Origin of the sequence: Helicobacter pylori (genome assembly GCF_030062585.1) — a bacterium.
Lineage (GTDB): Bacteria > Campylobacterota > Campylobacteria > Campylobacterales > Helicobacteraceae > Helicobacter > Helicobacter pylori_CN.
This window is the reverse complement of sequence record NZ_CP071935.1, coordinates 351483-376536: the sequence shown is the minus strand read 5'-3', so window position 1 is coordinate 376536 and position 25054 is coordinate 351483. Positions and strand designations below refer to the sequence as shown.

Genomic DNA, 25054 nt, shown 5'->3' with positions numbered 1-25054 from the left:
TCAAAGGCGTTTTTTACAATCTAAATAAAAATTAGCGTTATTCAAGCGATCCTTTTAAACCACCCAAGCAAGAAACCCCAAACATCTTTAGCGTTCGCGCGCTCCACTAACCAAAAAACGCCCCAAAGTCAAGGACAAACCCGCTTCACATAAGGAAACCCCTAAGCTTTTTAGGCTTAGGGGAACGCTCTTAGAAATTAGCGTTTCATCAAAAACACTATCTTAAACCAAGAAAAAGAAATTTCAAGGTATAATAGTTTCCAAGAGCGTTTGCCACTTTTACGCTTCCCACTTTTAGCTTTATGGCATGCTCCTTATTTGGATTTGCCCCATATCCTAACTATGGGGCATTAAAAATCCTGCAACCAACGCGCTTTAAGCCCTTAAATGCAAGCTACCCTAACAAGAGTGCTTCTCTAGTTTTAAAATAAACCATAAAATCCCCATACCTACGATATAATCTTAAGATTGATTGATTTTAAGGGGCGTGTTTGGCATCATTATTCCATCTGAAGTTTTTAAAACCCCTGAGTTGTCTGCAAGCCGGTTTGCTTTATAGCCTTATTTTTGGCGTTTTATACCATTTCCCTTTGTTCGCTTATGTTTATAAAGAAAGCAACCAGGTTAGTTTTATCGCCATGATGGTTGTGGTGCTTTTTTGCGTTAATGGCGCTCTTTTTTTGGCGTTAGGCTTGATCTCTGCTTCTTTGATGCGTTGGAGCGCAATAGTTTTTAGTTGGCTCAATTCCATCGCTTTCTATTTCATTAGCGCTTATAAGGTGTTTTTAAATAAGAGCATGATGGGTAATGTCTTAAACACCAACACGCATGAAGTTTTAGGCTTTTTGAGCGTTAAATTATTCCTTTTTATCGTTGTTTTTGGGGTGTTGCCTGGCTATATTATCTATAAAATCCCCCTTAAAAATTCTTCTAAAAAAGCACCCTTTTTAGCGATCTTAGCGTTAGTGTTTATTTTTATCGCTAGCGCTTTAGCTAACGCTAAAAATTGGCTGTGGTTTGACAAGCATGCGAAATTCATAGGGGGCTTAATCCTGCCCTTCGCTTATAGCGTGAACGCTTTTAGAGTGAGCGCTCTTAAATTTTTCGCCCCCACTATCAAGCCGCTCCCTCTCTTTTCGCCCAACCATTCTCATTCGTTTGTGGTGCTAGTCATTGGCGAAAGCGCTAGGAAACACAATTACGCCCTTTATGGCTATCAAAAACCCACCACCCCAAGATTAAGCAAACGCTTAGAAAATCATGAACTCACCCTTTTTAACGCCACTTCTTGCGCCACTTACACGACAGCGAGTTTGGAATGCATCTTAGATTCTTCTTTTAAAAACAACGCTTATGAAAATTTGCCGACTTACTTGACTAAAGCGGGTATCAAAGTCTTTTGGTATAGCGCGAATGACGGCGAAAAGAATGTTAAGGTTACCAGCTATCGTAAAAACTACGAATTGATTCAAAAATGCCCCAATTGCGAAGCGATCGCTCCTTATGATGAATCCTTACTCTATAATTTGCCTGACCTTTTAAAAGAACACTCTAATGAAAATGTCTTGCTCATCTTACACCTTGCCGGCTCGCATGGCCCCAACTATGACAACAAAGTGCCTTTAAATTTTAGGGTGTTTAAGCCCTATTGCTCAAGCGCTGATTTATCTTCTTGCTCCAAAGAAAGCCTGATTAACGCCTATGACAACACCATTTTTTATAACGACTATCTGTTAGATAAAATCATTAGCATGCTCAAAAAAGCCAAGCAGCCCGCCTTAATGATCTATTTAAGCGATCATGGCGAAAGTTTGGGCGAAGAAGCGTTCTATTTGCATGGCATTCCTAAAAGCATCGCCCCTAAAGAACAATACGAGATCCCCTTTATCGTTTATGCCAACGATCTTTTTAAAGAGAAGCATTCCATCATTCAAACCCAAACCCCCATTAATCAAAACGTTATTTTCCATAGCATTTTAGGGGTGTTTTTGGATTTTAAAAACCCTAGCACTGTTTATCGCCCTTCTTTAGATCTGCTTAAACACAAAAAAGAGTGAAATAACACGCATGAAAAGATTCTTATTTAAACAAAAATTTTGTGAAAGCCTGCCTAAAAGCTTTTCTAAAACTTTGTTGGCGCTCAGTTTGGGCTTGATTTTATTAGGCGTTTTTGCGCCTTTCCCAAAAGTCCCTAAACAGCCTAGCGTGCCTTTGGTGTTTCATTTCACCGAGCATTACGCGCGCTTTATCCCTACGATTTTATCTGTGGCGATTCCCTTAATTCAAAGAGATGCGATAGGGCTTTTTCAAGTCGCTAACGCCTCTATCGCTACAACTATTCTCACGCACACCACCAAAAGAGCCTTAAACCATGTAACGATCAATGATCAGCGTTTGGGCGAGCGCCCTTATGGGGGTAATTTCAACATGCCAAGCGGGCATTCGTCTATGGTGGGTTTGGCGGTGGCGTTTTTAATGCGCCGTTATTCTTTTAAAAAATACTTGTGGCTCTTGCCCCTAATCCCTTTAACCATGCTCGCTCGCATTTATTTAGACATGCACACCATTGGCGCGGTGTTGGCTGGGCTTGGCACTGGAATGTTGTGCGTGGCTCTTTTTACAAGCCCCAAAAAGCCTTAATCAAAAAACATTAATCAAAAAAACTTAATCAAAAAAACTTAATCAAAAAAACTTAATCAAAAAAACTTAATTAAAAAAACTTAATTAAAAAAACTTAATTAAAGCTTTAATTCCTGTTTTTGTAATCTTCATAAGAAAAGCTTTTGAGGATCTTAAAACCTTGCGAATCTATTTTAGCCAGGCTTGGCAGTGGCACGCCATTAAACGAGTTGTTTTTCACGATCGTATAATGGAGCATGTCTTGAAACACGATTTTATCGCCCCTTTTTAAAGGCGTTTCAAAGCTAAAACTCCCCATAAAATCCCCCGCCAAACAAGTGGGGCCGCCTAAAAAGTAAGAAAACGCCCCTTGATTTTCGCCCTTTTCAACTTCAATAATTTCCTCATCGTTTTCTACAGAAACCTTAAGAATACTAGGGCGATAAGGCATTTCTAGGCAATCGGGCATGTGAGCACTGAAAGAAGCGTCTAAGATCGCAATTTCTTGATTGTTTTGAACGATGTCTATCACGCTTGCGATTAAAAACCCGCATTGCCACCCTATGGCTTCCCCAGGCTCTAAAATCACTTCTATATCATGATAACGCTCTTTAAAGTCCTTAATCGTTTGGATGAGCAAATTCACATCATAATCGCTCCTGGTGATATGATGCCCCCCACCAAAATTCACCCACGCCATGTTTTCTAAATAAGGCTTAAAATGCCTTTCCACATGCTCTAAAGTCCGGCACAAAGCGTCAGCGTTTTGCTCGCAATGCGTATGGAAATGCAACCCGCTCACCCCCTCTAAGCCATGCTCTTTCACCCCCTTTTCAAATCCGCTAGGCGTAATCCCTAACCGGCTCATTTTAGAGCATGGGTTATAGATCGCTGGGGTTACTTCGCTATAAAGAGGGTTAATCCTCAAGCCCATTTTAATGGGGCTTAAGCCCAAGTTTTCTAATTGCTTGTTTTTGTCTAAAATCCTATCTTTATAGGTGGCGTATTGGTGAAAAGAGTTGAAAATAATGCTTGTCGCTAGGGGTAAAATCGCGCTCATTTCAGCCTCTTTAAAGGCTGGGCTATAAACGCAAATTTCTTTATGGCTCTCTCGCCCCCCAAATTCTTCAAAAGCGAGCTTAGCCTCATAAAGACCGCTCGTGCAACACCCGTTCAATTTTTGCCTCAAAATCCCAAACTCACGCCAAAACGCATACCCCTTTAAAGCGAGCAAAACCTTTGCCCCACTTTGTTGGCGCACGATTTCTAAAATCTTGGCGTTTTTTTCTAAGCGTTCGCTCTCTAGCACATAGCAAGGGGTGGGGATAGCGCTGTATTTTTTCATGCTAATTCCAAAAATTGCTTAACCACCCGCTGGATGTCTTTAGGGTTAGACTTAGAAATAAAATCATCGGCCTTCAAGCTCCTGGCCATGTCTTCATTAGAGCTGCCGCTCATAGAAGAATTGACCACGATAGGGATTTTTGAAGTCAAAGGATTGTTTTTAACCTGTTTGATCACTTCAAAACCGCTCGCTTCTGGCATTTCTAAATCGGTGATGATAAGACCAATATTACCCACATCGGTTGTGGGGTTGAACAAATGCTCTAGTAAGGTTTTACCATTGATAAAATCTATATGCTTGACGCCCAGCTTGTCTAAAATCATTTGCATGGTTTTTAAAACGCTTGGGGAGTCATCAGCGAGCAAAACGCATTGGTTAGAATGGATTTTAGAAAGCGTCTCTAAATCGTTGTGTTTTTCATCTTCAATCCAAGGAAACACATCTATAAGCATTTTTTCAATATCCACCACTTGCACCAAGCGCCCGTCAAAATAGCGCGTGCGGCTCACGAGCTTGTTATTGCCTGCAGATCCCCCTAGCCCAGCGCTTTGCTCCATTTCAGTCCATTTCTTGCTCAAAATCCTATCCGCTTCATAGATCCTAACCCCTATGGTCCAGCGAGAAAACTCACAAATCATGACAATATCGTCTTCGCCTTTTTCTTTTTCTATCCTGTAAGGGCGTAAATCCTTGCTCTTGTTCTGGCTGTCATAATAAAACCATTTTTTCATATCAATCAAGGGAATGGTGAGCTCTCTTATAATGATTAGCCCCTCAACGAGCGAATTGTTTTCGTGGCTAATGATGGTGAGATTGCCATGGTATTTCACCACTTCACGGATCTTAAAGACATTGACCGCATACAAATCCTTGTTTTTACCCAGCCTGAAACACAACAATTGCAACTCGTTATTTTTATGCAAACTCGTAACTTGATCAATGCCCGCTAAACTATCAGCCATGACTTCCCCTTAATTTAGGTTTTCGTATCGTTTTATAATTATATCGTGTTTGTGTTTAATGCCAACGACACTTAAAAACTATCTTTGGGGGGTTTTTTTAAATCATTTTAAACGACTCAAAACAAACCCGTTTTTAAAGCTGCGCACATATAAAATATTATGGCGGTTAGAGCAAAAGACTTGTGGGGCTGTTACAAACCCTGAAAGCAATTCCCTAGCGTCAATGATTTTAGGGCTTTCAAGCGATCTTTTACAAGGCTTTAAGGAAAACGAAAAAGCGTCAATGGAATCGGCTCGAACTTCATAACTTTCAAAAGCTTTGTTTTTGATGCGCATGAGGTAGATTTTATGGGCAAAAATGCTCGTGTTTCTGGTGTCTGCAAAGGTGCTAACACCTGAATACAAGGAAGTTACTAACCCGCCAACAAACCCCAAATAATAGTTCGCCACCGCTTGCATGCCCACCTTAAAAGTAGCCGATAAAATGGCTCTGGTGATAATGTAGGGCAATTGCTTCCTAAACTCGCTAGCGACCACCGCATCTATTGAGGCCAAAGTGTCAAAGGGAGTTACTTTTTCTCCATCTTTAAGAGTAAAATTTTGATAAAACGCTTCCCCTTTTTCTAGCTTGGGCAAGGCTATACTCACGTTATAAACCGAATCGATCATAAAAATAGGCACATCAATTTTAAATTCGCTTTTTTGCGGCTCTTTACCATCTTCAATGATGATCCAAGTGAAATGGCTCCTGTTAGGGTTTTTGAAAAAAACCAAGTCTTGAGCTACAAAAGGGCTTTGACTGATCCCATAGGCTTCATTAAGATAGCCTAACCCCTTATTCTTATCCCCATTTAAAGCGTAAAACAACCCTGAAAGATACGAAACCGCCGGGTTAAGCAAGCCTTGATAAGCTTCGTATTTGTCTAAATTAGAATAGGTGTTGTTTAAAATCTCGCTCACTTCCACCCTAGAGCGTTCCATATTAATATTGTGCTTTTTGCTAGAATCGATTTCTTTAATGGCTTTTTGCACTTCCTCATAATAAAATTCTTTAGCCCTGCGCTGGCGTTCGTTCGCGCGGTTGAATTGCACCCTAGCTTTCGCGCTATCGTTTAAAAGCATGTAGTCTATCGCTTTGTAATAATTGATTAAAACGCCCTCATAAATATTCCCCCCATAAGCACGCACATTATCATTAATCATGGTAGCGCCCACATAACCAGCCCCTCTTGTAAAAGCGCTTTGGGTTTTATCAAAGCGTTGCTCGGCTTGATCTAACACCCCTAAAGAAGTCTTATAATCCCTTGCGTATAAAGCGCTCAAGCCGTTTTGCAAGTCCCATAAAAGAGCGTTCTTTTTTTTCTTAGTGAATTGTTTAGAATATTCATAAGCTTGTTTGGGGCTTTCTTCATAATAGAGCGTGTTAAAATGTTCTAAGTCCATACGATAGCCTATGCAACCTGTTAATGATATTCCTAAAATTACCGACATCAACAGAACGAATATTTTCAATCTAACCCTTTTAATTGACATTTTTTTGCTTGACTATTTGAGCGTATCATAACATTTTTAATGAAAACATAAGCTTTTTATGGCTAAAATGATCCCTAAGCTCTTATTTAGACCTATGCAATAGGATTTTAGGGTAACGCTTCAGGGTAGGAATACAGCAGAGTCCCCTAATTTCTTGTGTGCCTTAGCCATCTGAATAGGAGTGCTTCAAAATGATATTGACTTTTTTAAACTAACTCTTCAAAAGTTTCTCACGCCACTCTGTAGGGTAGTCTTTTTGTAACGCTTTCACTTTATTGACATGACTAGAATCCGAATTAAAGATTTTCAAATAACGCCCCAAGCCCTCCAAACTCACATCAATCATGTTAGAGCTCCCGTTACCCAGATTTTTGACTAAAACCTGCCTAGCATACAAAGGGGTGTTTTCTAAAAATGAAATTTCAGTTTCGCTCAAAGGCACATTGAAGTGGTGTTTCAACTCCCTAGCGTTTTTTTGCGGATACAAAATGAGAGTCCCCATGTTGCTTAAAAAACTATGGGCGTTTTTGACCCCGCTTAACTGGTAAATATCTTGCAAGGCCAACACCACCACGCCATTAGCTTTCCTGGCTTGCGTGATTAAAGCGTTGATTTTAGTGTTTAACAAATCGTTTTCCACATAGGATTTAAACTCGTCTAAAAAAACCAAAAACCCGCTGTCGTTTTTCCTGGACTCTTCTAAGATCTTATAAAACAAGTAATAGGCTAAAAGCCCTAAGTCTTTAGGGTTTTGGGTGATAGCGTCTAAGTTGATTACATTTAAAAAAGCGTTGGAATTGAACGCGTCATTTAAAGCGTTAAAAAGGGGGTTATTCAAATACGGCTCTAAACTCAAGCCCAATTGGTTAGATGAGGTTCTTTTAAGCGTTTCTTTAAAGTCTAGCAAACTAAAGGCTTTAGGGTATAAAGTCTCATAAAGGCTCTTAATCGCACTAGAAATCGCATTCATATCTTCCAAGGCTTCTTTATCCCTTGAAGGGGCAAGGTCGAACATGCTCAAAAAGAAGGATTGCAAAAATTCTAAATTCTGCAAATTAGGCTCTAAACAAAAGGGGTTAATGCTAAAAGATTGGCCGTCATGGTAATGCCCTTTAAAAAATTTTGTGAAAGAATACAACCCTTGCATCCTGTCAAAGGCTAAAAGGCGCATGTTTTGGTATTTCAAAGCGCTCATCATTAAAAAACTAATCAGCGTGCTTTTACCGCTCCCGGTAGCCCCTATGATTAGAGTATGCCCATTCACTCTAGCGATTTCTTTAGCGTTGTTGTGGCTCACTTCTTGGTTGTGGAAATTGAATAAAAAAGGGGAATAATCCAAATTTTTAAACACGCTCAAAGGGCTATTCCCCCATGAATTAGCCTTAAAACCTAAATTTTGCCTTTCAAACACCATCAAACACGCTAGGGCTTTAGAGGTTAAAAAACGCAAACGGTGGTTTAAATAAATGCGTTCAGGGAAAAAGGAAAAATACCCCCCTTTCAAGCCAAAAGTTTCTATAACGCCCACTAAGTTTTCTTTAAATAAAAGCCCTAAAATTAAGCTGGTTTGAGCGTCTAAATCCTCTAAACTGGGGGCTTTGATAAGAATGTTTAGGGCGAATTTTTGCATGGATAAGCGTTTGGTTTTGACTAATTCCTGGTATTCTAGCAGCTCGTTTTTAACGAGATTAGACATGCTAAACTTGGCCCTCTCTTTTAAAAAACTCAGCGTTTTATGCGCGCTCATTGGCTCTATGGAAAAGATAATATCTAGTGGCGTCTCTTGGTATAAAAGCGCTCCCACCGCTATAGAAGTGATGCGCTCGCTCTCATAAGCTTTAATACCAATCAAGCGGTTATAGGTTTTTTGGTTAAAGCTTTCTTGAATGAAATAATCTTTTTCAAAAGTGGTAGAACTAGCGATATAGCTATCGCTCAAATACCCTCCTACTAGGGGTTTTAAGGGGAGATCAAACCCGTTAATATATTCCGCATAAAAATTCAAAACCTCTTTGGAGCTTAAGAGTTTGGGGGCATAATTTTTGAGCTGGATTTCTAGGCTTTTTAAAGTTTCTTGCAAAAAATGCGCTTTATAAGAGAGAATATCCTTAAAGTTTTCCCTATTGGCATGCATGAGAGATTTTTTCTTATGTTCCAAAACACCTTGTAAAGAGTGAGTGCTTTCTAAAACTAAAAAATACTGATTTTCATACACTTCTTTGTTTTCAAACTGGTTCAAAATCGCTTGCAAGTATTGAGAATCAGATTGAATGCTTTGTTTATAATCAATTTTACGCCTTTTAACCACGAGGCGCGCCACGACTTTTTCCAAAGAATCCAACGCCATTTGGCGCTCGGTGAAAAGATCTTGCAATTGCTCTGTGCTTAAATGGGTGTAACTAACCCCCTCTAAACGGAGGATGCCCACTAAGTTTTCGTTTTTAGTGAGCAAAAAATGCTCATCATACAAGCCTAAAATGTTGTTTTCTTCACTCATTGAATAGCTTTTAGGCAAAGCCCCTAAAAAATAGTTTGAAACCTTTTGTTTGATAGCGCCTAAAAACTTTTCTAACATCCTACGCTCTATAACATTTGGTTTTAGTCTTTATTTTGCTTTTAGCCACGATAATATCTGCAATGTCTTCATCAAAAAATTCCAGCACGCTAAAGAGCGCTAAAAACCCTAAATACAATAAAAAAGCGCTCAATAAATCAATCCAAGGGAGCAAGATAAAAGGCGCAAAAACAGAAATCAAATAAGACTTAGCGTTCAGCCATAAAAATTTTTCTTTAACTGAAATTTCACGCAAATTCTTCACGCTCGCTGAGAGGATAATCATTAAAAAATTCCCATAAACCAATTCGCCAAACTCGGGGCTTTAAAGAATAAAAAAATCCCAAACACCACGCCAAGGATCGTGAATAAAATCTCTTTCCACCGGTCTAAATTCCTCCACACATAAATAGCGATCCCTATGAAAATCACCATTAAAATCCCCTTAGCGATGGGGCTTTTGAGCTGGGCTTCTAGGGCGTTAAAAAACCCTTCTAAACCTTCAGCGAACAAACTTGAAACGCACATGCCTACTAAAAAAATGATTTTTAAAAAATGAGCGGACATCATAACCCTTTTGTTTAATTTTAATTAACTTTCTAAGGTTTAATTATCTCAAAAAAACCATTAAAATCCTCTAAAAGGGAGTCAAAAGGGGTGCATTTAATCTTTAAAAGGGGTAAAAAAGCAAAGCTAAAGAGAAAAAAGCCTTACTACTCTACGATTTGATAGACATAAGAAAGATTAGCGTGTTCTTTGGTTTGTAGGGCGTCTTCTTCTAAGAGGTTTTGAATCTTTTCAAAACTATATTGCAAATGGTTGTAAGCAACAATCGCCACCTCATCGCCTTTTTGCAAAAAATGCTCTTGAGCAAAGGGCATATAAGGGGTAGCCCCAATCGCAAAAATCATTTTAGTGGGGAAATTATGGCGCTCTAAAAACGGCCTTAGAGCCTCTAAAGAGTCGCCATCTTGTTGGTAATTGAGTCTATCTTTGATCCAGTCTAAAAGTTTTTGATAAAAAAACTCGTATTTGAGCAATTTGCTGTTTTCCCCGTAAATGTGCCAAACATTATTGTATTTCAAAAAAGACGCGATAGAAAAATTGTTGCACACCCCCCCATAAACAAACCTATCAATAGGCAATTTCTGCCCTATACCTTTAGAAGCTGGTGAAAAATTCTTTTTTTGGGAGAGCTTTGTGGCTTCTAAATTACGCACAGAAGCGTCATTAAACGCCATGAAAAAATTAGGCACAAGCTTGGTTACCAAATGTTTTTCATCATACTTAACATCGCATTCTAAAGCGATTTCTGGCTCTGCTTGCACTTTCAAATTCAAATCACTAGGCAAAATAATCTTATGGTTATTAATGCAACAACGCCCCAAATAGCAATTCTCATACGGGATATAAAAAGGGAACAACCCCTTAGGGGCGTCCTTTTCTTCGCTTTTCATGTTAATAAAACTATGACTCTCTCCTGCTTGCTCCAAATGCCCTGCAAAATTCCCCACCACACCAAAACCTAAAAACTCTTGCATACAGACCTCCTAGCAAATCGCTTAACGCCGATCAGAACTTTTTCCATTATAGCATAAAAAGAAAACCCCTAAAATTCTCAAAAACTCCCCTTTCAAGCGAACAAATACTCTCTAGCGCTCTCTTTATCCAAAGGGTAAAGCTCGCGTTTTTCATTCCCTATTTGAATGAGGTAAGCTTGATTTTTTAAAGTCTTAGCATAGCCTAAAGCGATACGACCGGCCAATTCTTTATCTTCTTTGCTGGCGTTTTTATCCACCAAACTCAAAGGGCCTTTACAGTTCAGTAATTCAATCTTATCCATTAAGGGGTGTTGAATATCCAATTTATGGTTTTCTTCTTCATTCCTTGCCACCACCAAACGAGCGTTATGGGGTAAGACAAAATAGCGCCCAATTTTAACGATCACGCTGTCTTCAAACACCATTTCTCTGTATTCTTTCAAATTCTTAATCTTATTACTCACTTGAATGTCCGTAAGCAAGCACCCTCCACCTGGCTTTTCATAATATTTCAAGCCATAATCTTTGATCATTTGCAATTGCCTAGCGCGCCCCCTACCACTCACATCTAAAAGCTTTTCTCTATCAACAAAACCCTTTTTTTCCATGAAAGTAGGCTCTAAGAGTTTAGCGCTCATGGGCCTTAAGAGCAACTCATCTAAAAATTGCGGTTTTTCACCGCTTGCTTGCGTTCGGTCTAAAATAAGATCAAAACGAGCCTCTTCGCCCACTTCTCTGACTAATTTCCTCACCTGATTGAGCGCTTCTTTCCTTTGGGATTTAGGGCGTTGCCCCAACACTTCCCCGCTCAAAACAAAATCCGCATCCAATTCAAGCATTTTATAAAAAGCGTTCCTAAACATGTTGGCATGGCAATCAATGCAAGGGTTGAAATACTTCCCATAGCCGTATTTGGGCTTGAACAACACATCGTTAAAAAACTGCTCTCTAATATCGCACACCAAGAGCTTAGCCCCAATTTGCACGGTGGCGTTTTCAAAATACTCTCTTTTATCTTTATTCCCCCCAAACCCTATATTAAAGTGCAAAGCGGTTACCTCAATGCCTTGATCAATGAGTAATTTCATGGACAACAAACTATCCAACCCCCCACTAAATAGGGCTAAAGCTTTTATTTGTTTCATATGGCGACTAATTCTCCTTGTTTTAATTTCATAATGGCTTGGCGAGCCTTTTTCAAACAGATCATTTTTTCGCTAAAAGGGAGCGAGCTTTTAGGGATTTCTTTGAGTTGGCGCTCAAAATAGCGCAAAATCAACAAACGCAATTCCTTTTCAAAACCCCCTTTTTTTAGGGGTAAATTCGCATCTAATAATAACGCAACTAATTTAGGGTCGTCCAATTTTTCTTGACACAAAGCGTCAAATTCTTGTTTTTTATGCAAGAATACCCCACTATGGATATAACCCACCGCCAAATCCAACAAGCTTCTGTCTTCTAAAAGATAGCGGATCACTAATTTTTCTAAAAATTCCAAACTCATCGTGTTAGGAACATGGGCGAACTTTTGAGCAAGATTGGGTTTTTCTGTTTGGGGGTAAAAAGGCTGAAAAGAGACTCGCTCTCTAATCCCTAAAACATGCAAAGGCGCTTGCAAAAGTGCAGCGATTAAGGGCTTGTATTCGCTTTGTAAAAGCAAGGAAAAGTTTTTTAAAAACCCTAACATTTCTTTAAGAGCCTTATCTTTTTCTAAAGGATCGTCTAAAAGATAAGAACCCGCCATGCACCTTAAAACAAATTCAATAAAAGCCATGGGGCGCGATAACAAGTCTTTTAAGGTTTCAATCTGGCCATTAGCGATCATCTCCGCAGGGTCTAGGTTGTTTTCAAACAAAATCACCCCCCCCCTCCTTTGCTCTTTAGCCAGCATCAAGCTCGCTTTATAAGCCGCATTCCGCCCTGCCTTATCCCCATCATAGCTTAAGAGGATTTCTGGATCGCCTTTTTTAAGCAAGGGCAAATGCGATGGCGTTAAAGCTGTCCCAAGCGTGGCTATGGCGTTTTTAAAACCCGCCTGGTGCAATAAAATCACATCCAAATACCCCTCTGTTACAATGACTTGCTTTTGTTTATAGATGTGTTCTTTAGCCAAATGATAGCCATAGAGCAAACTGGATTTATCAAAAAGCTTACTTTGGGGCGAATTGATATACTTGGCCGCTTTTTCTTTTAAGGTGCGCCCTCCAAAACCCACCACTTGAGCGCTAGGGCTATAAATAGGGAACATGATGCGATCCAAAAAGCGCAAATAGGTTTTATCCTTTTTATCGCTCTTGCCTAGCACGCCTAATTCAATGAGTTTATCCTTATTCAAGCCTTTATTTTCAATGCCGTAATCAATTTTATTCGTGCATAAGCCTAATTTAAACGCTTTGATGCTCTCCATGCTAAGCCCTCTTTTTTGCAAATAATTCAAAAAAAACGGGGCGTTAAAAAGCTCTTCTTGATACAACGAGCTCACCATTTCTAAAAGGTGGTAATCTTCTTTATGATCGTAATAAACGCCTTTGTCATACTCTAAAGCTATATTGAATCGGTGGGCTAATTTCTCAAGCGCTTCCACAAACGAAAGCTTTTCAAACGCCATCACAAATTTAATGCTATCCCCGCTCGCCCCACACCCAAAGCAATGGTAAAACCCTTTAATTTGATTGACGCTAAAACTCGCGCTCCTTTCTTCATGAAAAGGGCAACAAGCCATGTAATTCGAACCTGATTTCCTCAAATCCACATAAGAGCTAATGACTTCTACAATGTCTATCGTTTGCAAAAGGCGATCAATGGAACTTTTAAGAATCATTTTTCATGCTTTCTTCATCGTGCTTTCTTGGTTTGACTTTCTCAAAAGGGATTATACTCAATAAATAAAATCTTCAAAAAGGTTTGTTGATAACGCCCCTTTTCTAATCCTTATATTTTTAAACTAATGAAACTTGATATAAATAGACTTAATAATCCTTATAATTACAATCTTAGCTTTGGTTTTATGGCTTGACTTATCCCTAAAAATGCGCTATAGTTATGTCGCTTAAGAATACTAAGCGCTAAATTTCTATTTTATTTATCAAAACTTAGGAGAACTGAAATGAAGTTTCAACCATTAGGAGAAAGGGTCTTAGTAGAAAGACTTGAAGAAGAGAACAAAACCAGTTCAGGCATCATCATCCCTGATAACGCTAAAGAAAAGCCTTTAATGGGCGTAGTCAAAGCCGTTAGCCATAAAATCAGTGAGGGTTGCAAATGCGTTAAAGAAGGCGATGTGATCGCTTTTGGCAAATACAAAGGCGCAGAAATCGTTTTAGACGGCACTGAATACATGGTGCTAGAACTAGAAGACGTTCTGGGCATCGTGGGCGCGGGATCTTGCTGTCATGCCAATAGCCATGATCATAAAGATCACAAACATGCTGAAGCTTGCTGTCATGATCACAAAAAACACTAAAAAACATTATTATTAAGGATACACAATGGCAAAAGAAATCAAATTTTCAGATAGTGCAAGAAACCTTCTATTTGAAGGCGTGAGACAACTCCATGACGCTGTTAAAGTTACCATGGGGCCAAGAGGCAGGAACGTGTTGATTCAAAAAAGCTATGGCGCTCCAAGCATCACCAAAGACGGCGTGAGCGTGGCTAAAGAGATTGAATTAAGTTGCCCGGTGGCTAACATGGGCGCTCAACTCGTTAAAGAAGTAGCGAGCAAAACCGCTGATGCTGCCGGCGATGGCACGACCACAGCGACCGTGCTGGCTTATAGCATTTTTAAAGAAGGTTTGAGGAATATCACGGCTGGGGCTAACCCTATTGAAGTGAAACGAGGCATGGATAAAGCCGCTGAAGCGATCATTAATGAGCTTAAAAAAGCGAGCAAAAAAGTGGGCGGTAAAGAAGAAATCACCCAAGTAGCGACCATTTCTGCAAACTCCGATCACAATATTGGGAAACTCATCGCTGACGCTATGGAAAAAGTGGGTAAAGACGGCGTGATCACCGTTGAAGAAGCTAAGGGCATTGAAGACGAATTAGATGTTGTAGAAGGCATGCAATTTGATAGAGGCTATCTCTCCCCTTATTTTGTAACCAACGCTGAGAAAATGACCGCTCAATTGGATAACGCTTACATCCTTTTAACGGATAAAAAAATCTCTAGCATGAAAGACATTCTCCCGCTACTAGAAAAAACCATGAAAGAGGGCAAACCGCTTTTAATCATCGCTGAAGACATTGAGGGCGAAGCTTTAACGACTCTAGTGGTGAATAAATTAAGAGGCGTGTTGAATATCGCAGCGGTTAAAGCTCCAGGCTTTGGGGACAGAAGAAAAGAAATGCTCAAAGACATCGCTATTTTAACCGGCGGTCAAGTTATTAGCGAAGAATTAGGCTTGAGTCTAGAAAACGCTGAAGTGGAGTTTTTAGGCAAAGCCGGAAGGATTGTGATTGATAAAGACAACACCACGATCGTAGATGGCAAAGGCCATAGCGATGACGTTAAAGACAGAGTCGCGCAAATCAAAACCCAAATCGCAAGCACGACAAGCGATTATGACAAAGAAAAATTGCAAGAAAGATTGGCCAAACTCTCTGGCGGTGTGGCTGTGATCAAAGTGGGCGCTGCGAGTGAAGTGGAAATGAAAGAGAAAAAAGACCGGGTGGATGACGCGTTGAGCGCGACTAAAGCGGCGGTTGAAGAAGGCATTGTGATTGGCGGCGGTGCGGCTCTCATTCGCGCGGCTCAAAAAGTGCATTTGAATTTACACGATGATGAAAAAGTGGGCTATGAAATCATCATGCGCGCCATTAAAGCCCCATTAGCTCAAATCGCTATCAATGCCGGTTATGATGGCGGTGTGGTCGTGAATGAAGTAGAAAAACACGAAGGGCATTTTGGTTTTAACGCTAGCAATGGCAAGTATGTGGACATGTTTAAAGAAGGCATTATTGACCCCTTAAAAGTAGAAAGGATCGCTTTACAAAATGCGGTTTCGGTTTCAAGCCTGCTTTTAACCACAGAAGCCACCGTGCATGAAATCAAAGAAGAAAAAGCGGCCCCAGCAATGCCTGATATGGGTGGCATGGGCGGAATGGGAGGCATGGGCGGCATGATGTAAGCCCCCTTGCTTTTTAGTATCATCTGCTTTTAAAATCCATCTTCTAGAATCCCCCCTTTTGGGGGGCTTTTCATTTGACAAAACCGCTCGTTTTGAAAAACGCGCAACAAAAAATCTCTGTTAAGCTTTTATCATTAGCGTTCCATTAAAATAAAATCTAAAAATTCTTTCCAATACCACCCAAACAAACGCGTAAAATTTGCAAAATTCTAAAATTTTCTCTAAATGACAAAAAAAAAAAAAACGATTTCATGCTACAATGCTTTTAATACATTCTTAATGTATAAAATTTCAATCACTCAATTTTATTTCAAGGAGAAAATTTATGAAAAAAACCTTTTTACTCTCTCTCTCTCTCTCGCTTCATCGCTTTTAAACGCTGAAGACAACGGCTTTTTTATCAGCGCCGGCTATCAAATCGGCGAAGCCGCTCAAATGGTGAAAAACACCGGCGAATTGAAAAAACTCTCAGACACTTATGAGAATTTGAGCAACTTTTTAACCAATTTCAACAACCTCAATCAGGCGGTAACGAACGCGAGCAGCCCTTCAGAAATCAATGCTGCGATCGATAATTTAAAAGCAAACACGCAAGGTTTGACTGGCGAAAAAACCAACTCCCCGGCGTATCAAGCCGTCTCTTTGGCGTTGAATGCGGCGGTGGGGCTGTGGAATGTGATAGGCTATGCGATAATGTGTGGGAATGGCAATGGCACAGAGAGTGGGCCTGGCAGCGTTGTTTTCAATAACCAACCAGGAAGCTATTCAACGAACATCACTTGCAACCGGTATGAAGCGACTGGTCCTGGTAAATCCATGTCTATCCAAGAATTTGAAAAACTCAATAAAGCCTATCAAGCTATCCAACAAGCTTTAAAGGAGGGAAATGGGTTTCCTGTCTTGGACGGGAAAGGCACAGAAGTGACCGTAACCTACACCTACGAATGCAAACAAACTGCTGAAATTAATGGTGGTGTGGATCAATTCTGTCGAAAAAATAATAGCAGTAATAGTGCAACTAGCAGTGGTAATAACAACCAAGAAACGCAAACATTCAAATTCACCAATACCGCTCAAAACCTTTTAGAACAAGCCAGCACGATCATGAATGTCCTTAACACCCAATGCCCTTTGGTGCGATCCACGCATAATGAAAACAGTGCGGGTAATGGTAGCCCATGGGGTATCAATAAAGATGGGAATGCGTGCCAAATCTTTAGTGCTGAATTTAGCGCCGTTACTAGCATGATCAAAAACGCCCAAGAAATCGTCGCGCAAGCTCAAAGCCTTAATACTAACCAGCAAAGCAATCAAAACGCGCCGCAAGATTTCAACCCTTACACCTCTGCTGATAGGGCTTTCGCTCAAAACATGCTCAATCACGCTCAAGCACAAGCCAAGATGCTCGAACTAGCCGATCAAATGAAAAAAGACCTTAACACTATCCCAAGCCAATTTATCACAAATTACTTGGCAGCTTGCAGAAATGGGGGTGGGACATTGCCCAATCAAGGGGTTACTAACAACACTTGGGGAGCCGGTTGCGCGTATGTGGAAGAGACGATAACGGCTTTAGATAACAGCCTTGCGCATTTTGGCACTCAAGCCGAGCAAATCAAGCAATCTGAGTTGTTGGCACGCACCATACTTGATTTTAGAGGCAGCCTTAGCACTTTAAACAACACTTATAACAGCATCACCACGACCGCTTCAAACACGCCTAATTCCCCATTCCTTAAAAATTTGATAAGCCAATCCACTAACCCTAATAACCCCGGGGGCTTACAGGCCGTTTATCAAGTCAACCAGAGCGCTTATTCGCAATTATTAAGCGCCACGCAAGAATTAGGGCATAACCCTTTCAGACGCGTTGGCTTAATCAGCTCTCAAACCAACAATGGTGCCATGAATGGGATCGGCGTGCAAATAGGGTATAAACAATTCTTTGGTGAAAAAAGAAGGTGGGGGTTAAGGTATTACGGCTTTTTTGACTATAACCATGCTTATATCAAATCCAGCTTTTTCAACTCCGCCTCTGATGTGTTCACTTATGGGGTAGGGACAGATGTCCTTTATAACTTCATCAATGACAAAGCCACCAAAAACAATAAGATTTCTTTTGGGGTGTTTGGCGGTATCGCCTTAGCGGGCACTTCATGGCTTAATTCCCAATACGTGAATTTAGCGACATTCAATAATTTTTACAGCGCTAAAATGAATGTGGCGAATTTCCAATTCTTATTCAACTTGGGCTTGAGAATGAACCTCGCTAAAAACAAAAAGAAAGCGAGCGATCATGCGGCTCAGCATGGCGTGGAATTGGGCGTGAAGATCCCTACGATCAACACGAATTACTATTCTTTGCTAGGCACCCAACTCCAATACCGCAGACTCTATAGCGTGTATTTGAATTATGTGTTCGCTTATTAAAGCGTTAAAACCTTTTATGAAACTCCCTTTTTAAGGGGTTTCTTTTTTTGAATTTTCTTTTTTGGGGGGTCAAGTGCAAAATCCACCCCTATCCCTTTAAGAAAATAAAATAAAAGAAAATGCGTTTTACAACAAAATAAGATCTAAAACGATAAAACAAAGCTTTAAAAACTCATTTTTTAAAAATGAAATTTTTTAAACAAAAAAGCATTAAATCCTAATAAGATTTGTTAGATCTTGATAAAGCTTTTTTAAAACCCCAAAAAAACAATACTAGCCAATAACCAAAACGCATCTATTGTGATCCTTATAGCATTAAAGCGCAACCAAGTTTTTTATTTAAGCAAAAAGCTGTTATGCCGTTTTAAGAGCGTGTCGTTTCTATGAAAACCGCAATATTTTTCAGTTATTCTTGACAAGCGTTAAAAAAAATTGTATCATTATCTTTTTGTGAGACCCGTTAGCTCAGCTGGTAGAGCAATTCCCTTTTAAGGAATGGGCCGTTGGTTCAAATCCAACACGGGTCACCATTTGAGCGTAGTGGCTCCTTCATCTAGTGGTTAGGATACCACCCTTTCACGGTGGTTACAGGGGTTCAAATCCCCTAGGAGTCACCACTCTTTTAAATTTAGTTGGATTTTATCTCAATATTGTGGTCGCTTAGCTCAGTTGGTAGAGCGCTACCCTTACAAGGTAGATGTCATAAGTTCGAGTCTTATAGCGACCACCATTTTTGACTTAGCTTCAAGCATGCGTTTTTAGGCTATGGGGTTTTGATAGGGAGCGGTAGTTCAGCTGGTTAGAATATCTGCCTGTCACGCAGGGGGTCGCGGGTTCGAGTCCCGTCCGCTCCGCCACCAAGAACTTTTTAAATCATTTTCTACGCTTTATCTTCAAATAATAGTCAATCGTTAAAAATGACCCTTTCATCTAGTGGCCAAGGATACCACCCTTTCACGGTGGAAACGGAAGTTCAAATCTTTCAAGGGTCGCCACAAAAATTTCAAACTACACCCATAAATTATCTAAAAGCCTGGTTTTACCCACACGAGCCGCCACTAAAATGAGCGTGTTAGCCGGCTCTATGGTTTTTAAAGGCTCTAGCTTGTGGTTACAACATTCCAAATAATCCACTTCTAAATTTTTTAAAATTTCAAGCCCTAGTTTTTTCAGTTTTTCGCACGCTTTTTCGCCCTTATCTATGGCCTGCTGGATATTTTCTAAAGCTTTTGGAATGGCTAGGGCTTGTTTTCTTTCTGTGGCACTCAAATACACATTCCTAGAGCTTAAAGCCAGATTATCATCATCTCGCATAATCTCGCATGGCGCTATTTCAATGTCTAAAAGCAAATCTTGGACTAAATGCTGGATGATTAAAAGCTGTTGGGCGTCCTTTTTGCCAAAATACGCTCTAGTGGGATTGACAAGATGGAACAATCTTAACACGACCTGAACCACCCCATCAAAATGCCCCTTACGCATGGCTCCCTCTAAAGAGCGGGATAAAAATGTAGGGGCGTAGAGTTTTAAGCGTTGCTTTGCTTCATAGGGATACATTTCGCCAATTTTAGGCACAAACACCGCATTAACGCCTAATTTTTCACACAAAGCCAAATCCTTTTCTAAAGGGCGCGGGTAAGCGCTAAAATCCTCGTTAGCCCCAAATTGCGTGGGATTGACAAAAACGCTTACAATCGTGTGGGAATTTTCTTTTAAACTCCTTTCTATCAAGCTTTGATGCCCTCTGTGTAAAGCCCCCATAGTCGGCACAAACCCCACGCTTTCTTTCAAACTTTTACGATATTCTCTTAAAGTAGCAATCGTTTCTAACACCCGCATTAACAATCCTTTAAAAGCTCTAAAACCACTTCTCTAGGCTCTTTAGCTTGATAAATGGGGCGGCCTACCACGATAAAATCGCTTAAATTTTGTTTGGCTTCTTTAGCGTTCGCCACTCGTTCTTGATCTTCTTTGTCGTTTTTATCCAGCCTTATGCCAGGGGTTAAAGTCAAAAAGCCTTGACCCAAAGCCTCTTTAATCGCTAAGCTTTCAAACACCGAACACACCACCCCATCAATCCCGCTCTCTTTACCCATAGCGCTTAATTTGATCGCTTGCGTTTTTAAAGGGGCGTTATACACCATCAAAAATTCCTCTTCGCTAAAGCTGGTTAAAGCGCTCACGCCCATGATTAAGGGGCGTTTTTTAAGAGCGTTTAGGCGTTGCATTAAAGCTGTTAGCGCGCTTTTAGCGCTGCTCAAATGCACGGTGAGCATGTCAATTTCTAATTTCGCGCATTCTAGCGCGGCATTTGCCATAGTATAAGGAATATCATAGAGCTTCAAATCCAAAAAGATCTTAAAATTTTCATCAATCTTTCTGATTTCATCTAAAAAAACAGCCCCATCTCTTATAAAAGATCTAAGCCCCACCTTAGCCCATAAATCTAAGCCCTTCAATTCTTGTAATAAGGAAAGATTGTCCTCTTTTTTTTCTAAATCCAATGCGACACATAATTGCATGAAAGCCCTTTAAAGTGTAAAATAACGCCATTATAACAAAAAGAAATGCAAGATTTTTAGCTATGATAAGCGTTTTAAAAAAACCAAGTTTAAGAAAATAAGATTTAAGGGTTAAAGAGTGAAAGCGTTTTTAGGAGCGTTAGAGTTTCAAGAGAATGAATATGAAGAGCTTAAAGAGCTTTATGAGAGTTTAAAGACTAAGCAAAAGCCCCACACTCTGTTCATTTCTTGCGTGGATTCACGAGTCGTGCCCAATCTAATCACCGGCACCAAACCGGGCGAATTGTATGTGATCCGCAACATGGGCAATGTGATCCCCCCTAAAACAAGCTGTAAAGAATCCCTTTCTACCATTGCGAGCGTTGAATACGCTATTGCGCATGTGGGCGTTCAAAATTTAATCATTTGCGGGCATAGCGATTGTGGGGCTTGCGGGAGCATTCATTTGATCAATGATGAAACCACCAAGGCTAAAACCCCTTACATTGCAGACTGGATACAATTCTTAGAGCCTGTTAAAGAAGAATTAAAAAACCGCCCGCAATTCAGCAACCATTCCGCCAAGCGTTCATGGCTTACAGAGCGTTTGAGCGTGCGCTTGCAACTCAACAACCTCTTAAGCTATGATTTCATTCAAGAGAAAGCGAGCAAGAATGAATTAAAAATTTTTGGTTGGCACTACATCATAGAAACAGGCAGGATTTATAATTATAATTTTGAAAGCCATTTTTTTGAGCCGATTGAAGAAACCATTAAACAAAGGATAAGTTATGAAAACCCCTGAAACAAAAACCCCTAAACCCGTTTTAATCGCTGGCCCATGCGTCATTGAGAGTTTAGAAAATCTAAGAAGTATCGCTATTAAATTGCAACCCCTAGCCAACAACGAGCGGTTGGATTTTTATTTTAAAGCGAGTTTTGATAAGGCTAACCGCACGAGTTTAGAGAGTTACAGAGGGCCTGGTTTAGAAAAAGGCTTAGAAATGTTGCAAACCATCAAAGATGAATTTGGTTATAAAATCTTAACCGATGTGCATGAGAGCTATCAAGCAAGCGTGGCAGCCAAAGTAGCGGATATTTTACAAATCCCGGCGTTTTTGTGCCGCCAAACGGATCTGATTGTAGCAGTGAGCCAAACTAACGCTATTGTCAATATCAAAAAAGGGCAATTCATGAACCCAAAAGACATGCAATATTCTGTCTTAAAAGCCCTTAAAACGAGAGATAAAAGCATTCAAAGCCCCACTTATGAAACGGCGTTGAAAAATGGCGTGTGGCTGTGTGAAAGGGGGAGCAGCTTTGGGTATGGGAATTTAGTGGTGGATATGCGCTCTTTAAAAATCATGCGAGAGTTTGCACCGGTGATTTTTGACGCTACCCATAGCGTGCAAATGCCAGGGGGAGCGAATGGGAAAAGTTCAGGAGACAGCTCTTTTGCCCCTATTTTAGCCAGAGCGGCGGCTGCGGTGGGGATTGATGGGTTATTCGCTGAAACACACATTGATCCTAAAAACGCCCTAAGCGATGGAGCAAACATGCTAAAACCTGATGAGTTAGAACACTTAGTAACCGACATGTTAAAAATCCAAAATTTATTTTAAAGGAATTTCATGCAAATCATAGAAGGAAAATTGCAATTACAAGGGAATGAAAAAGTCGCCATTTTAACATCGCGCTTCAATCATATCATCACAGACAGATTACAAGAAGGGGCGATTGACTGCTTTAAAAGGCATGGGGGCGATGAGGAGCTTTTAGATCTCGTGCTGGTGCCTGGGGCTTATGAATTGCCTTTGATTTTAGACAAATTGTTAGAGAGCGGAAAATACGATGGCGTGTGCGTTTTAGGAGCGATCATTAGAGGGGGGACTCCGCATTTTGACTACGTGAGCGCGGAAGCGACTAAGGGCATTGCCAGCGCGATGCTAAAATACAGCATGCCGGTAAGCTTTGGCGTGCTGACCACAGACAATATTGAACAAGCGATTGAAAGAGCGGGCAGTAAAGCCGGCAATAAGGGCTTTGAAGCGATGAGCACCCTCATTGAATTATTGAGCTTGTGCCAAACTCTCAAGGGCTAAAATGGCGACACGAACTCAAGCCAGGGGGGCTGTGGTTGAATTGTTGTATGCGTTTGAAAGCGGTAATGAAGAAATTAAAAAAATCGCTTCCAGCATGTTGGAAGAAAAAAAGATTAAAAACAACCAGCTCGCTTTTGCTTTAAGCCTTTTTAATGGCGTGTTAGAAAGAATCAATGAAATTGACGCTCTCATCGAGCCGCATTTAAAAGACTGGGATTTCAAGCGATTAGGGAGCATGGAAAAGGCGATTTTACGCTTAGGAGCGTATGAAATTGGCTTCACGCCCACACAAAACCCTATCATCATCAATGAATGCATAGAGCTTGGCAAACTCTACGCTGAGCCTAACACCCCTAAATTTTTAAACGCTATCTTGGATTCTTTGAGTAAAAAGCTCGCTCAAAAACCCTTGAATTGAGGGCGTTTTATACTTAAATTTTAAAAAATGATGCACTAATCACTAATCACTTCACTAAAAAAAGGGGGTTGGTGGGATTTGAGTGAGCGGTAGAAATAAAATTAAAGGAAGAATATGGCATACAAATAGCGACTTGGAATTTTTAAAGCGATTAAGCTCTAATGATTTGAAAGATTTGTTTGAGGTGCTTGTCTATGACAAAGACGGTAAAAAAAGATTTACTGAAGGATTAACGCTTTCAGAAGAATACAAAAGACATGGCAATGATTATGCTAAATACGCAGAAAGAATCGCTGAAGAATTGCAATACTATGGGAGCAATAGTTTTGCGAGCGCGTTGAGAGGTACAGGGGTTTTATACAGAGAAATTTTGTATGAAGTGTGCAATAAATTAAAAGTCAACTACAACAAAAAGTCTGACACAACTTTGATTGAAGAAAACATGCTCTCTAGCATTTTACAAAAAAGTTTGGAAAAAATGAGCGATGAGGAGATTAGAGAGCTTTGCGATGAATTAGGAGTGAAAAACACTAATAAATTAGGCAAGCAAGCCCTAAGCACAGCTGCTTTAACGCTATTTAGAATGGGTGGCTTCAAATCCTATCAATTAGCTTTAATTGTTGCAAACGCCGTGATAAAGGCGATTTTTCAAAGAGGGTTGTCTCTAGGGGCAAATGCCGCTCTTACAAGAGGGCTAAGCATTTTAACAGGCCCTATTGGCTGGATCATTACAGGCGTATGGACAGCGATTGATATTGCAGGGCCGGCTTATAGGGTAACCATACCGGCATGCATTGTGGTTGCCACTTTACGCCTAAAAGCGCAAGCAAACGAAATTAAAAATATTCTTTAACGCTTTTTAAACCTTTCTTAAAAATATAATATAAACCTAGATGCTATAAAATGTCTGGGTTTTATTTTTAGCGTTTAAAAGAATTGACGCTTTAAATCAATCTATAGAGTTAAGAGCGTTGGGCTTTTGAACTTAAGCCTTTTTAATTAAGTGTAGTTTTAGACAAATGATATTAAAATCAGTAACCACTTTAGAAAAACAGCGATGGGGTGCGAAAAGTCGTTTGTTTTTAATAAGTGATAAAACAATATAAAGGAATAATATGGCATACAAATATGATAGAGACTTGGAATTTTTAAAGCAACTGGAATCTAGTGATTTATTGGATTTGTTTGAGGTGCTTGTTTTTGGTAAAGACGGCGAAAAAAGACACAATGAAAAACTGACAAGCTCCATAGAATACAAAAGGCATGGCGATGATTACGCTAAATACGCAGAAAGAATCGCTGAAGAGTTGCAATACTATGGGAGCAATAGTTTTGCGAGTTTCATTAAAGGCGAAGGAGTCTTATACAAAGAGATTTTATGCGATGTGTGCGATAAATTAAAGGTCAATTACAACAAGAAAACTGAAACGACTTTAATTGAACAAAACATGCTTTCTAAAATCTTAGAAAGAAGTTTGGAAGAAATGGATGATGAAGAAGTGAAAGAAATGTGCGATGAATTGTCCATAAAAAACACGGACAATTTGAACAGACAAGCCTTAAGCGCGGCGACTTTAACGCTGTTTAAAATGGGAGGCTTTAAATCTTATCAATTAGCTGTCATTGTTGCGAATGCGGTCGCAAAAACCATTCTAGGGCGTGGTTTATCGCTTGCGGGCAATCAAGTGCTTACAAGAACCCTGAGCTTTTTAACAGGCCCTGTTGGTTGGATCATTACAGGCGTATGGACAGCGATTGATATTGCAGGGCCGGCTTATAGGGTAACCATACCGGCATGCATTGTGGTTGCCACTTTACGCCTAAAAACACAGCAAGCCAGTGAAGATAAGAAGTCGTTGCAAATAGAATCCGTTTAAGCTTTTTTTTAGAAAAAAAGGTATAGAATGGAGACCTAGATGC

The 25054-nt window shown here is 40.1% G+C and carries 22 protein-coding genes, 5 tRNA genes and 1 other RNA gene; 17 read left to right on the top strand and 11 right to left on the bottom strand.

Going from position 1 to position 25054, the window contains the following annotated elements; all coding sequences use genetic code 11:
- The first annotated feature begins 491 nt into the window (after positions 1–491).
- A complete protein-coding gene (eptA, locus tag J5F42_RS01815; RefSeq protein WP_283491450.1) occupies positions 492–2057 on the top strand; it encodes a phosphoethanolamine--lipid A transferase EptA in 1566 nt (521 codons plus the stop codon).
- Between the two features lie 49 nt (positions 2058–2106).
- Positions 2107–2640 (top strand): lipid A 1-phosphatase LpxE, encoded by a 534-nt coding sequence (gene lpxE / locus J5F42_RS01810; protein ID WP_283491595.1) that lies wholly within the window; start codon positions 2107–2109, stop codon positions 2638–2640.
- A gap of 106 nt (positions 2641–2746) precedes the next feature.
- Here lpxE and nspC read toward each other — a convergent pair whose 3' ends face one another.
- The 3 genes from nspC to J5F42_RS01795 all read right to left on the bottom strand — a co-directional run bounded on the left by nspC (position 2747) and on the right by J5F42_RS01795 (position 6369).
- Positions 2747–3964: a carboxynorspermidine decarboxylase gene (gene nspC / locus J5F42_RS01805; protein ID WP_283491449.1), complete on the bottom strand. Its 1218-nt coding sequence runs from the start codon at positions 3962–3964 to the stop codon at positions 2747–2749.
- The gene (gene cheV1, locus J5F42_RS01800) at positions 3961–4926 is read right to left on the bottom strand and encodes a chemotaxis protein CheV1 (protein ID WP_000785487.1); all 966 of its coding nucleotides are present in this window, start codon (positions 4924–4926) and stop codon (positions 3961–3963) included. Before cheV1 ends, nspC begins: the two co-directional genes overlap by 4 nt.
- Before the next feature lie 102 nt (positions 4927–5028).
- Positions 5029–6369 carry a COG3014 family protein gene (locus J5F42_RS01795; protein WP_187882842.1) on the bottom strand — a complete coding sequence of 447 codons (1341 nt, stop codon included), beginning with the start codon at positions 6367–6369 and terminating at the stop codon, positions 5029–5031.
- Positions 6370–6542: 173 nt separating this feature from the next.
- Here J5F42_RS01795 and ffs point away from each other — a divergent pair.
- Positions 6543–6640: signal recognition particle sRNA small type (gene ffs, locus J5F42_RS01790), an RNA gene on the top strand.
- Between the two features lie 30 nt (positions 6641–6670).
- Here ffs and J5F42_RS01785 read toward each other — a convergent pair.
- The 6 genes from J5F42_RS01785 to dnaG all read right to left on the bottom strand — a co-directional run bounded on the left by J5F42_RS01785 (position 6671) and on the right by dnaG (position 13375).
- Complete coding sequence (locus J5F42_RS01785) at positions 6671–9034, bottom strand: VirB4 family type IV secretion/conjugal transfer ATPase (protein ID WP_097699091.1); 2364 nt, start codon at positions 9032–9034, stop codon at positions 6671–6673.
- Between the two features lies 1 nt (position 9035).
- A complete protein-coding gene (locus J5F42_RS01780) occupies positions 9036–9299 on the bottom strand; it encodes a hypothetical protein (protein WP_000584956.1) in 264 nt (87 codons plus the stop codon).
- Positions 9299–9580 (bottom strand): TrbC/VirB2 family protein, encoded by a 282-nt coding sequence (locus J5F42_RS01775; protein ID WP_001272686.1) that lies wholly within the window; start codon positions 9578–9580, stop codon positions 9299–9301. Before J5F42_RS01775 ends, J5F42_RS01780 begins: the two co-directional genes overlap by 1 nt.
- A 146-nt stretch (positions 9581–9726) precedes the next feature.
- Positions 9727–10554, bottom strand: a complete 828-nt coding sequence (locus J5F42_RS01770; protein ID WP_283491448.1) for a DUF5718 family protein — start codon at positions 10552–10554, stop codon at positions 9727–9729.
- Between the two features lie 92 nt (positions 10555–10646).
- The gene (locus tag J5F42_RS01765) at positions 10647–11699 is read right to left on the bottom strand and encodes an MnmA/TRMU family protein (protein ID WP_120892657.1); all 1053 of its coding nucleotides are present in this window, start codon (positions 11697–11699) and stop codon (positions 10647–10649) included.
- Entirely contained in the window at positions 11696–13375 is a 1680-nt protein-coding gene (gene dnaG, locus J5F42_RS01760; RefSeq protein ID WP_283491447.1) for a DNA primase, read from the bottom strand. Before dnaG ends, J5F42_RS01765 begins: the two co-directional genes overlap by 4 nt.
- A 285-nt stretch (positions 13376–13660) precedes the next feature.
- On the opposite strand from dnaG, the gene groES reads away from it, so the two are divergent.
- From groES to J5F42_RS01720, 8 genes are all read left to right on the top strand, one after another.
- On the top strand, positions 13661–14017 hold the full coding sequence (groES, locus tag J5F42_RS01755) for a co-chaperone GroES (protein ID WP_078261238.1): 357 nt from the start codon (positions 13661–13663) through the stop codon (positions 14015–14017).
- A 25-nt stretch (positions 14018–14042) separates the two neighbouring features.
- Positions 14043–15683 carry a chaperonin GroEL gene (groL, locus tag J5F42_RS01750; RefSeq protein WP_001040278.1) on the top strand — a complete coding sequence of 547 codons (1641 nt, stop codon included), beginning with the start codon at positions 14043–14045 and terminating at the stop codon, positions 15681–15683.
- Between the two features lie 279 nt (positions 15684–15962).
- Positions 15963–18113 carry a Hop family adhesin SabA/HopD gene (gene sabA, locus J5F42_RS01745; RefSeq protein WP_283491446.1) on the top strand — a complete coding sequence of 717 codons (2151 nt, stop codon included), beginning with the start codon at positions 15963–15965 and terminating at the stop codon, positions 18111–18113.
- 454 nt (positions 18114–18567) lie between these two features.
- Positions 18568–18643 (top strand) — tRNA-Lys (locus J5F42_RS01740).
- A gap of 12 nt (positions 18644–18655) precedes the next feature.
- A tRNA-Glu gene (locus J5F42_RS01735) sits at positions 18656–18730 on the top strand.
- A gap of 37 nt (positions 18731–18767) precedes the next feature.
- A tRNA-Val gene (locus J5F42_RS01730) sits at positions 18768–18843 on the top strand.
- A gap of 50 nt (positions 18844–18893) precedes the next feature.
- Positions 18894–18970, top strand: a tRNA-Asp gene (locus J5F42_RS01725).
- Positions 18971–19032: 62 nt separating this feature from the next.
- Positions 19033–19108, top strand: a tRNA-Glu gene (locus J5F42_RS01720).
- Between the two features lie 13 nt (positions 19109–19121).
- Here J5F42_RS01720 and panC read toward each other — a convergent pair.
- Both panC and pyrF read right to left on the bottom strand, forming a co-directional pair.
- Positions 19122–19952 carry a pantoate--beta-alanine ligase gene (gene panC, locus J5F42_RS01715; RefSeq protein ID WP_001264317.1) on the bottom strand — a complete coding sequence of 277 codons (831 nt, stop codon included), beginning with the start codon at positions 19950–19952 and terminating at the stop codon, positions 19122–19124.
- Positions 19952–20635: an orotidine-5'-phosphate decarboxylase gene (pyrF, locus tag J5F42_RS01710; protein WP_078272772.1), complete on the bottom strand. Its 684-nt coding sequence runs from the start codon at positions 20633–20635 to the stop codon at positions 19952–19954. Before pyrF ends, panC begins: the two co-directional genes overlap by 1 nt.
- 118 nt (positions 20636–20753) lie before the next feature.
- Here pyrF and J5F42_RS01705 point away from each other — a divergent pair, with 118 nt between their 5' ends.
- The 6 genes from J5F42_RS01705 to J5F42_RS01680 all read left to right on the top strand — a co-directional run bounded on the left by J5F42_RS01705 (position 20754) and on the right by J5F42_RS01680 (position 25011).
- Positions 20754–21419, top strand: a complete 666-nt coding sequence (locus J5F42_RS01705; protein WP_283491445.1) for a carbonic anhydrase — start codon at positions 20754–20756, stop codon at positions 21417–21419.
- On the top strand, positions 21406–22236 hold the full coding sequence (kdsA, locus tag J5F42_RS01700; protein WP_283491444.1) for a 3-deoxy-8-phosphooctulonate synthase: 831 nt from the start codon (positions 21406–21408) through the stop codon (positions 22234–22236). Before J5F42_RS01705 ends, kdsA begins: the two co-directional genes overlap by 14 nt.
- Before the next feature lie 9 nt (positions 22237–22245).
- Positions 22246–22716, top strand: coding sequence for a 6,7-dimethyl-8-ribityllumazine synthase (gene ribH, locus J5F42_RS01695; protein ID WP_283491443.1), 471 nt, complete (start codon positions 22246–22248; stop codon positions 22714–22716).
- A gap of 1 nt (position 22717) precedes the next feature.
- Positions 22718–23134, top strand: coding sequence for a transcription antitermination factor NusB (gene nusB, locus J5F42_RS01690; protein ID WP_000235749.1), 417 nt, complete (start codon positions 22718–22720; stop codon positions 23132–23134).
- 133 nt (positions 23135–23267) lie between these two features.
- The gene (locus J5F42_RS01685; RefSeq protein WP_198972984.1) at positions 23268–23987 is read left to right on the top strand and encodes a YaaW family protein; all 720 of its coding nucleotides are present in this window, start codon (positions 23268–23270) and stop codon (positions 23985–23987) included.
- Positions 23988–24249: 262 nt separating this feature from the next.
- On the top strand, positions 24250–25011 hold the full coding sequence (locus J5F42_RS01680) for a YaaW family protein (RefSeq protein WP_000323697.1): 762 nt from the start codon (positions 24250–24252) through the stop codon (positions 25009–25011).
- Positions 25012–25054: the final 43 nt, after the last annotated feature.

What these genes read in the sequence shown, in the direction of transcription:
- nspC (WP_283491449.1), bottom strand. Translation starts at nt 3,964, where the DNA reads ATGAAAAAATACAGCGCTATCCCCACCCCTTGCTATGTGCTAGAGAGC.
- cheV1 (WP_000785487.1), bottom strand. Translation starts at nt 4,926, where the DNA reads ATGGCTGATAGTTTAGCGGGCATTGATCAAGTTACGAGTTTGCATAAA.
- J5F42_RS01795 (WP_187882842.1), bottom strand. Translation starts at nt 6,369, where the DNA reads ATGGACTTAGAACATTTTAACACGCTCTATTATGAAGAAAGCCCCAAA.
- J5F42_RS01785 (WP_097699091.1), bottom strand. Translation starts at nt 9,034, where the DNA reads ATGTTAGAAAAGTTTTTAGGCGCTATCAAACAAAAGGTTTCAAACTAT.
- J5F42_RS01780 (WP_000584956.1), bottom strand. Translation starts at nt 9,299, where the DNA reads ATGATTATCCTCTCAGCGAGCGTGAAGAATTTGCGTGAAATTTCAGTT.
- J5F42_RS01775 (WP_001272686.1), bottom strand. Translation starts at nt 9,580, where the DNA reads ATGTCCGCTCATTTTTTAAAAATCATTTTTTTAGTAGGCATGTGCGTT.
- J5F42_RS01770 (WP_283491448.1), bottom strand. Translation starts at nt 10,554, where the DNA reads ATGCAAGAGTTTTTAGGTTTTGGTGTGGTGGGGAATTTTGCAGGGCAT.
- J5F42_RS01765 (WP_120892657.1), bottom strand. Translation starts at nt 11,699, where the DNA reads ATGAAACAAATAAAAGCTTTAGCCCTATTTAGTGGGGGGTTGGATAGT.
- dnaG (WP_283491447.1), bottom strand. Translation starts at nt 13,375, where the DNA reads ATGATTCTTAAAAGTTCCATTGATCGCCTTTTGCAAACGATAGACATT.
- groES (WP_078261238.1), top strand. Translation starts at nt 13,661, where the DNA reads ATGAAGTTTCAACCATTAGGAGAAAGGGTCTTAGTAGAAAGACTTGAA.
- groL (WP_001040278.1), top strand. Translation starts at nt 14,043, where the DNA reads ATGGCAAAAGAAATCAAATTTTCAGATAGTGCAAGAAACCTTCTATTT.
- sabA (WP_283491446.1), top strand. Translation starts at nt 15,963, where the DNA reads ATGTATAAAATTTCAATCACTCAATTTTATTTCAAGGAGAAAATTTAT.
- panC (WP_001264317.1), bottom strand. Translation starts at nt 19,952, where the DNA reads ATGCGGGTGTTAGAAACGATTGCTACTTTAAGAGAATATCGTAAAAGT.
- pyrF (WP_078272772.1), bottom strand. Translation starts at nt 20,635, where the DNA reads ATGCAATTATGTGTCGCATTGGATTTAGAAAAAAAAGAGGACAATCTT.
- kdsA (WP_283491444.1), top strand. Translation starts at nt 21,406, where the DNA reads ATGAAAACCCCTGAAACAAAAACCCCTAAACCCGTTTTAATCGCTGGC.
- ribH (WP_283491443.1), top strand. Translation starts at nt 22,246, where the DNA reads ATGCAAATCATAGAAGGAAAATTGCAATTACAAGGGAATGAAAAAGTC.
- nusB (WP_000235749.1), top strand. Translation starts at nt 22,718, where the DNA reads ATGGCGACACGAACTCAAGCCAGGGGGGCTGTGGTTGAATTGTTGTAT.
- J5F42_RS01680 (WP_000323697.1), top strand. Translation starts at nt 24,250, where the DNA reads ATGGCATACAAATATGATAGAGACTTGGAATTTTTAAAGCAACTGGAA.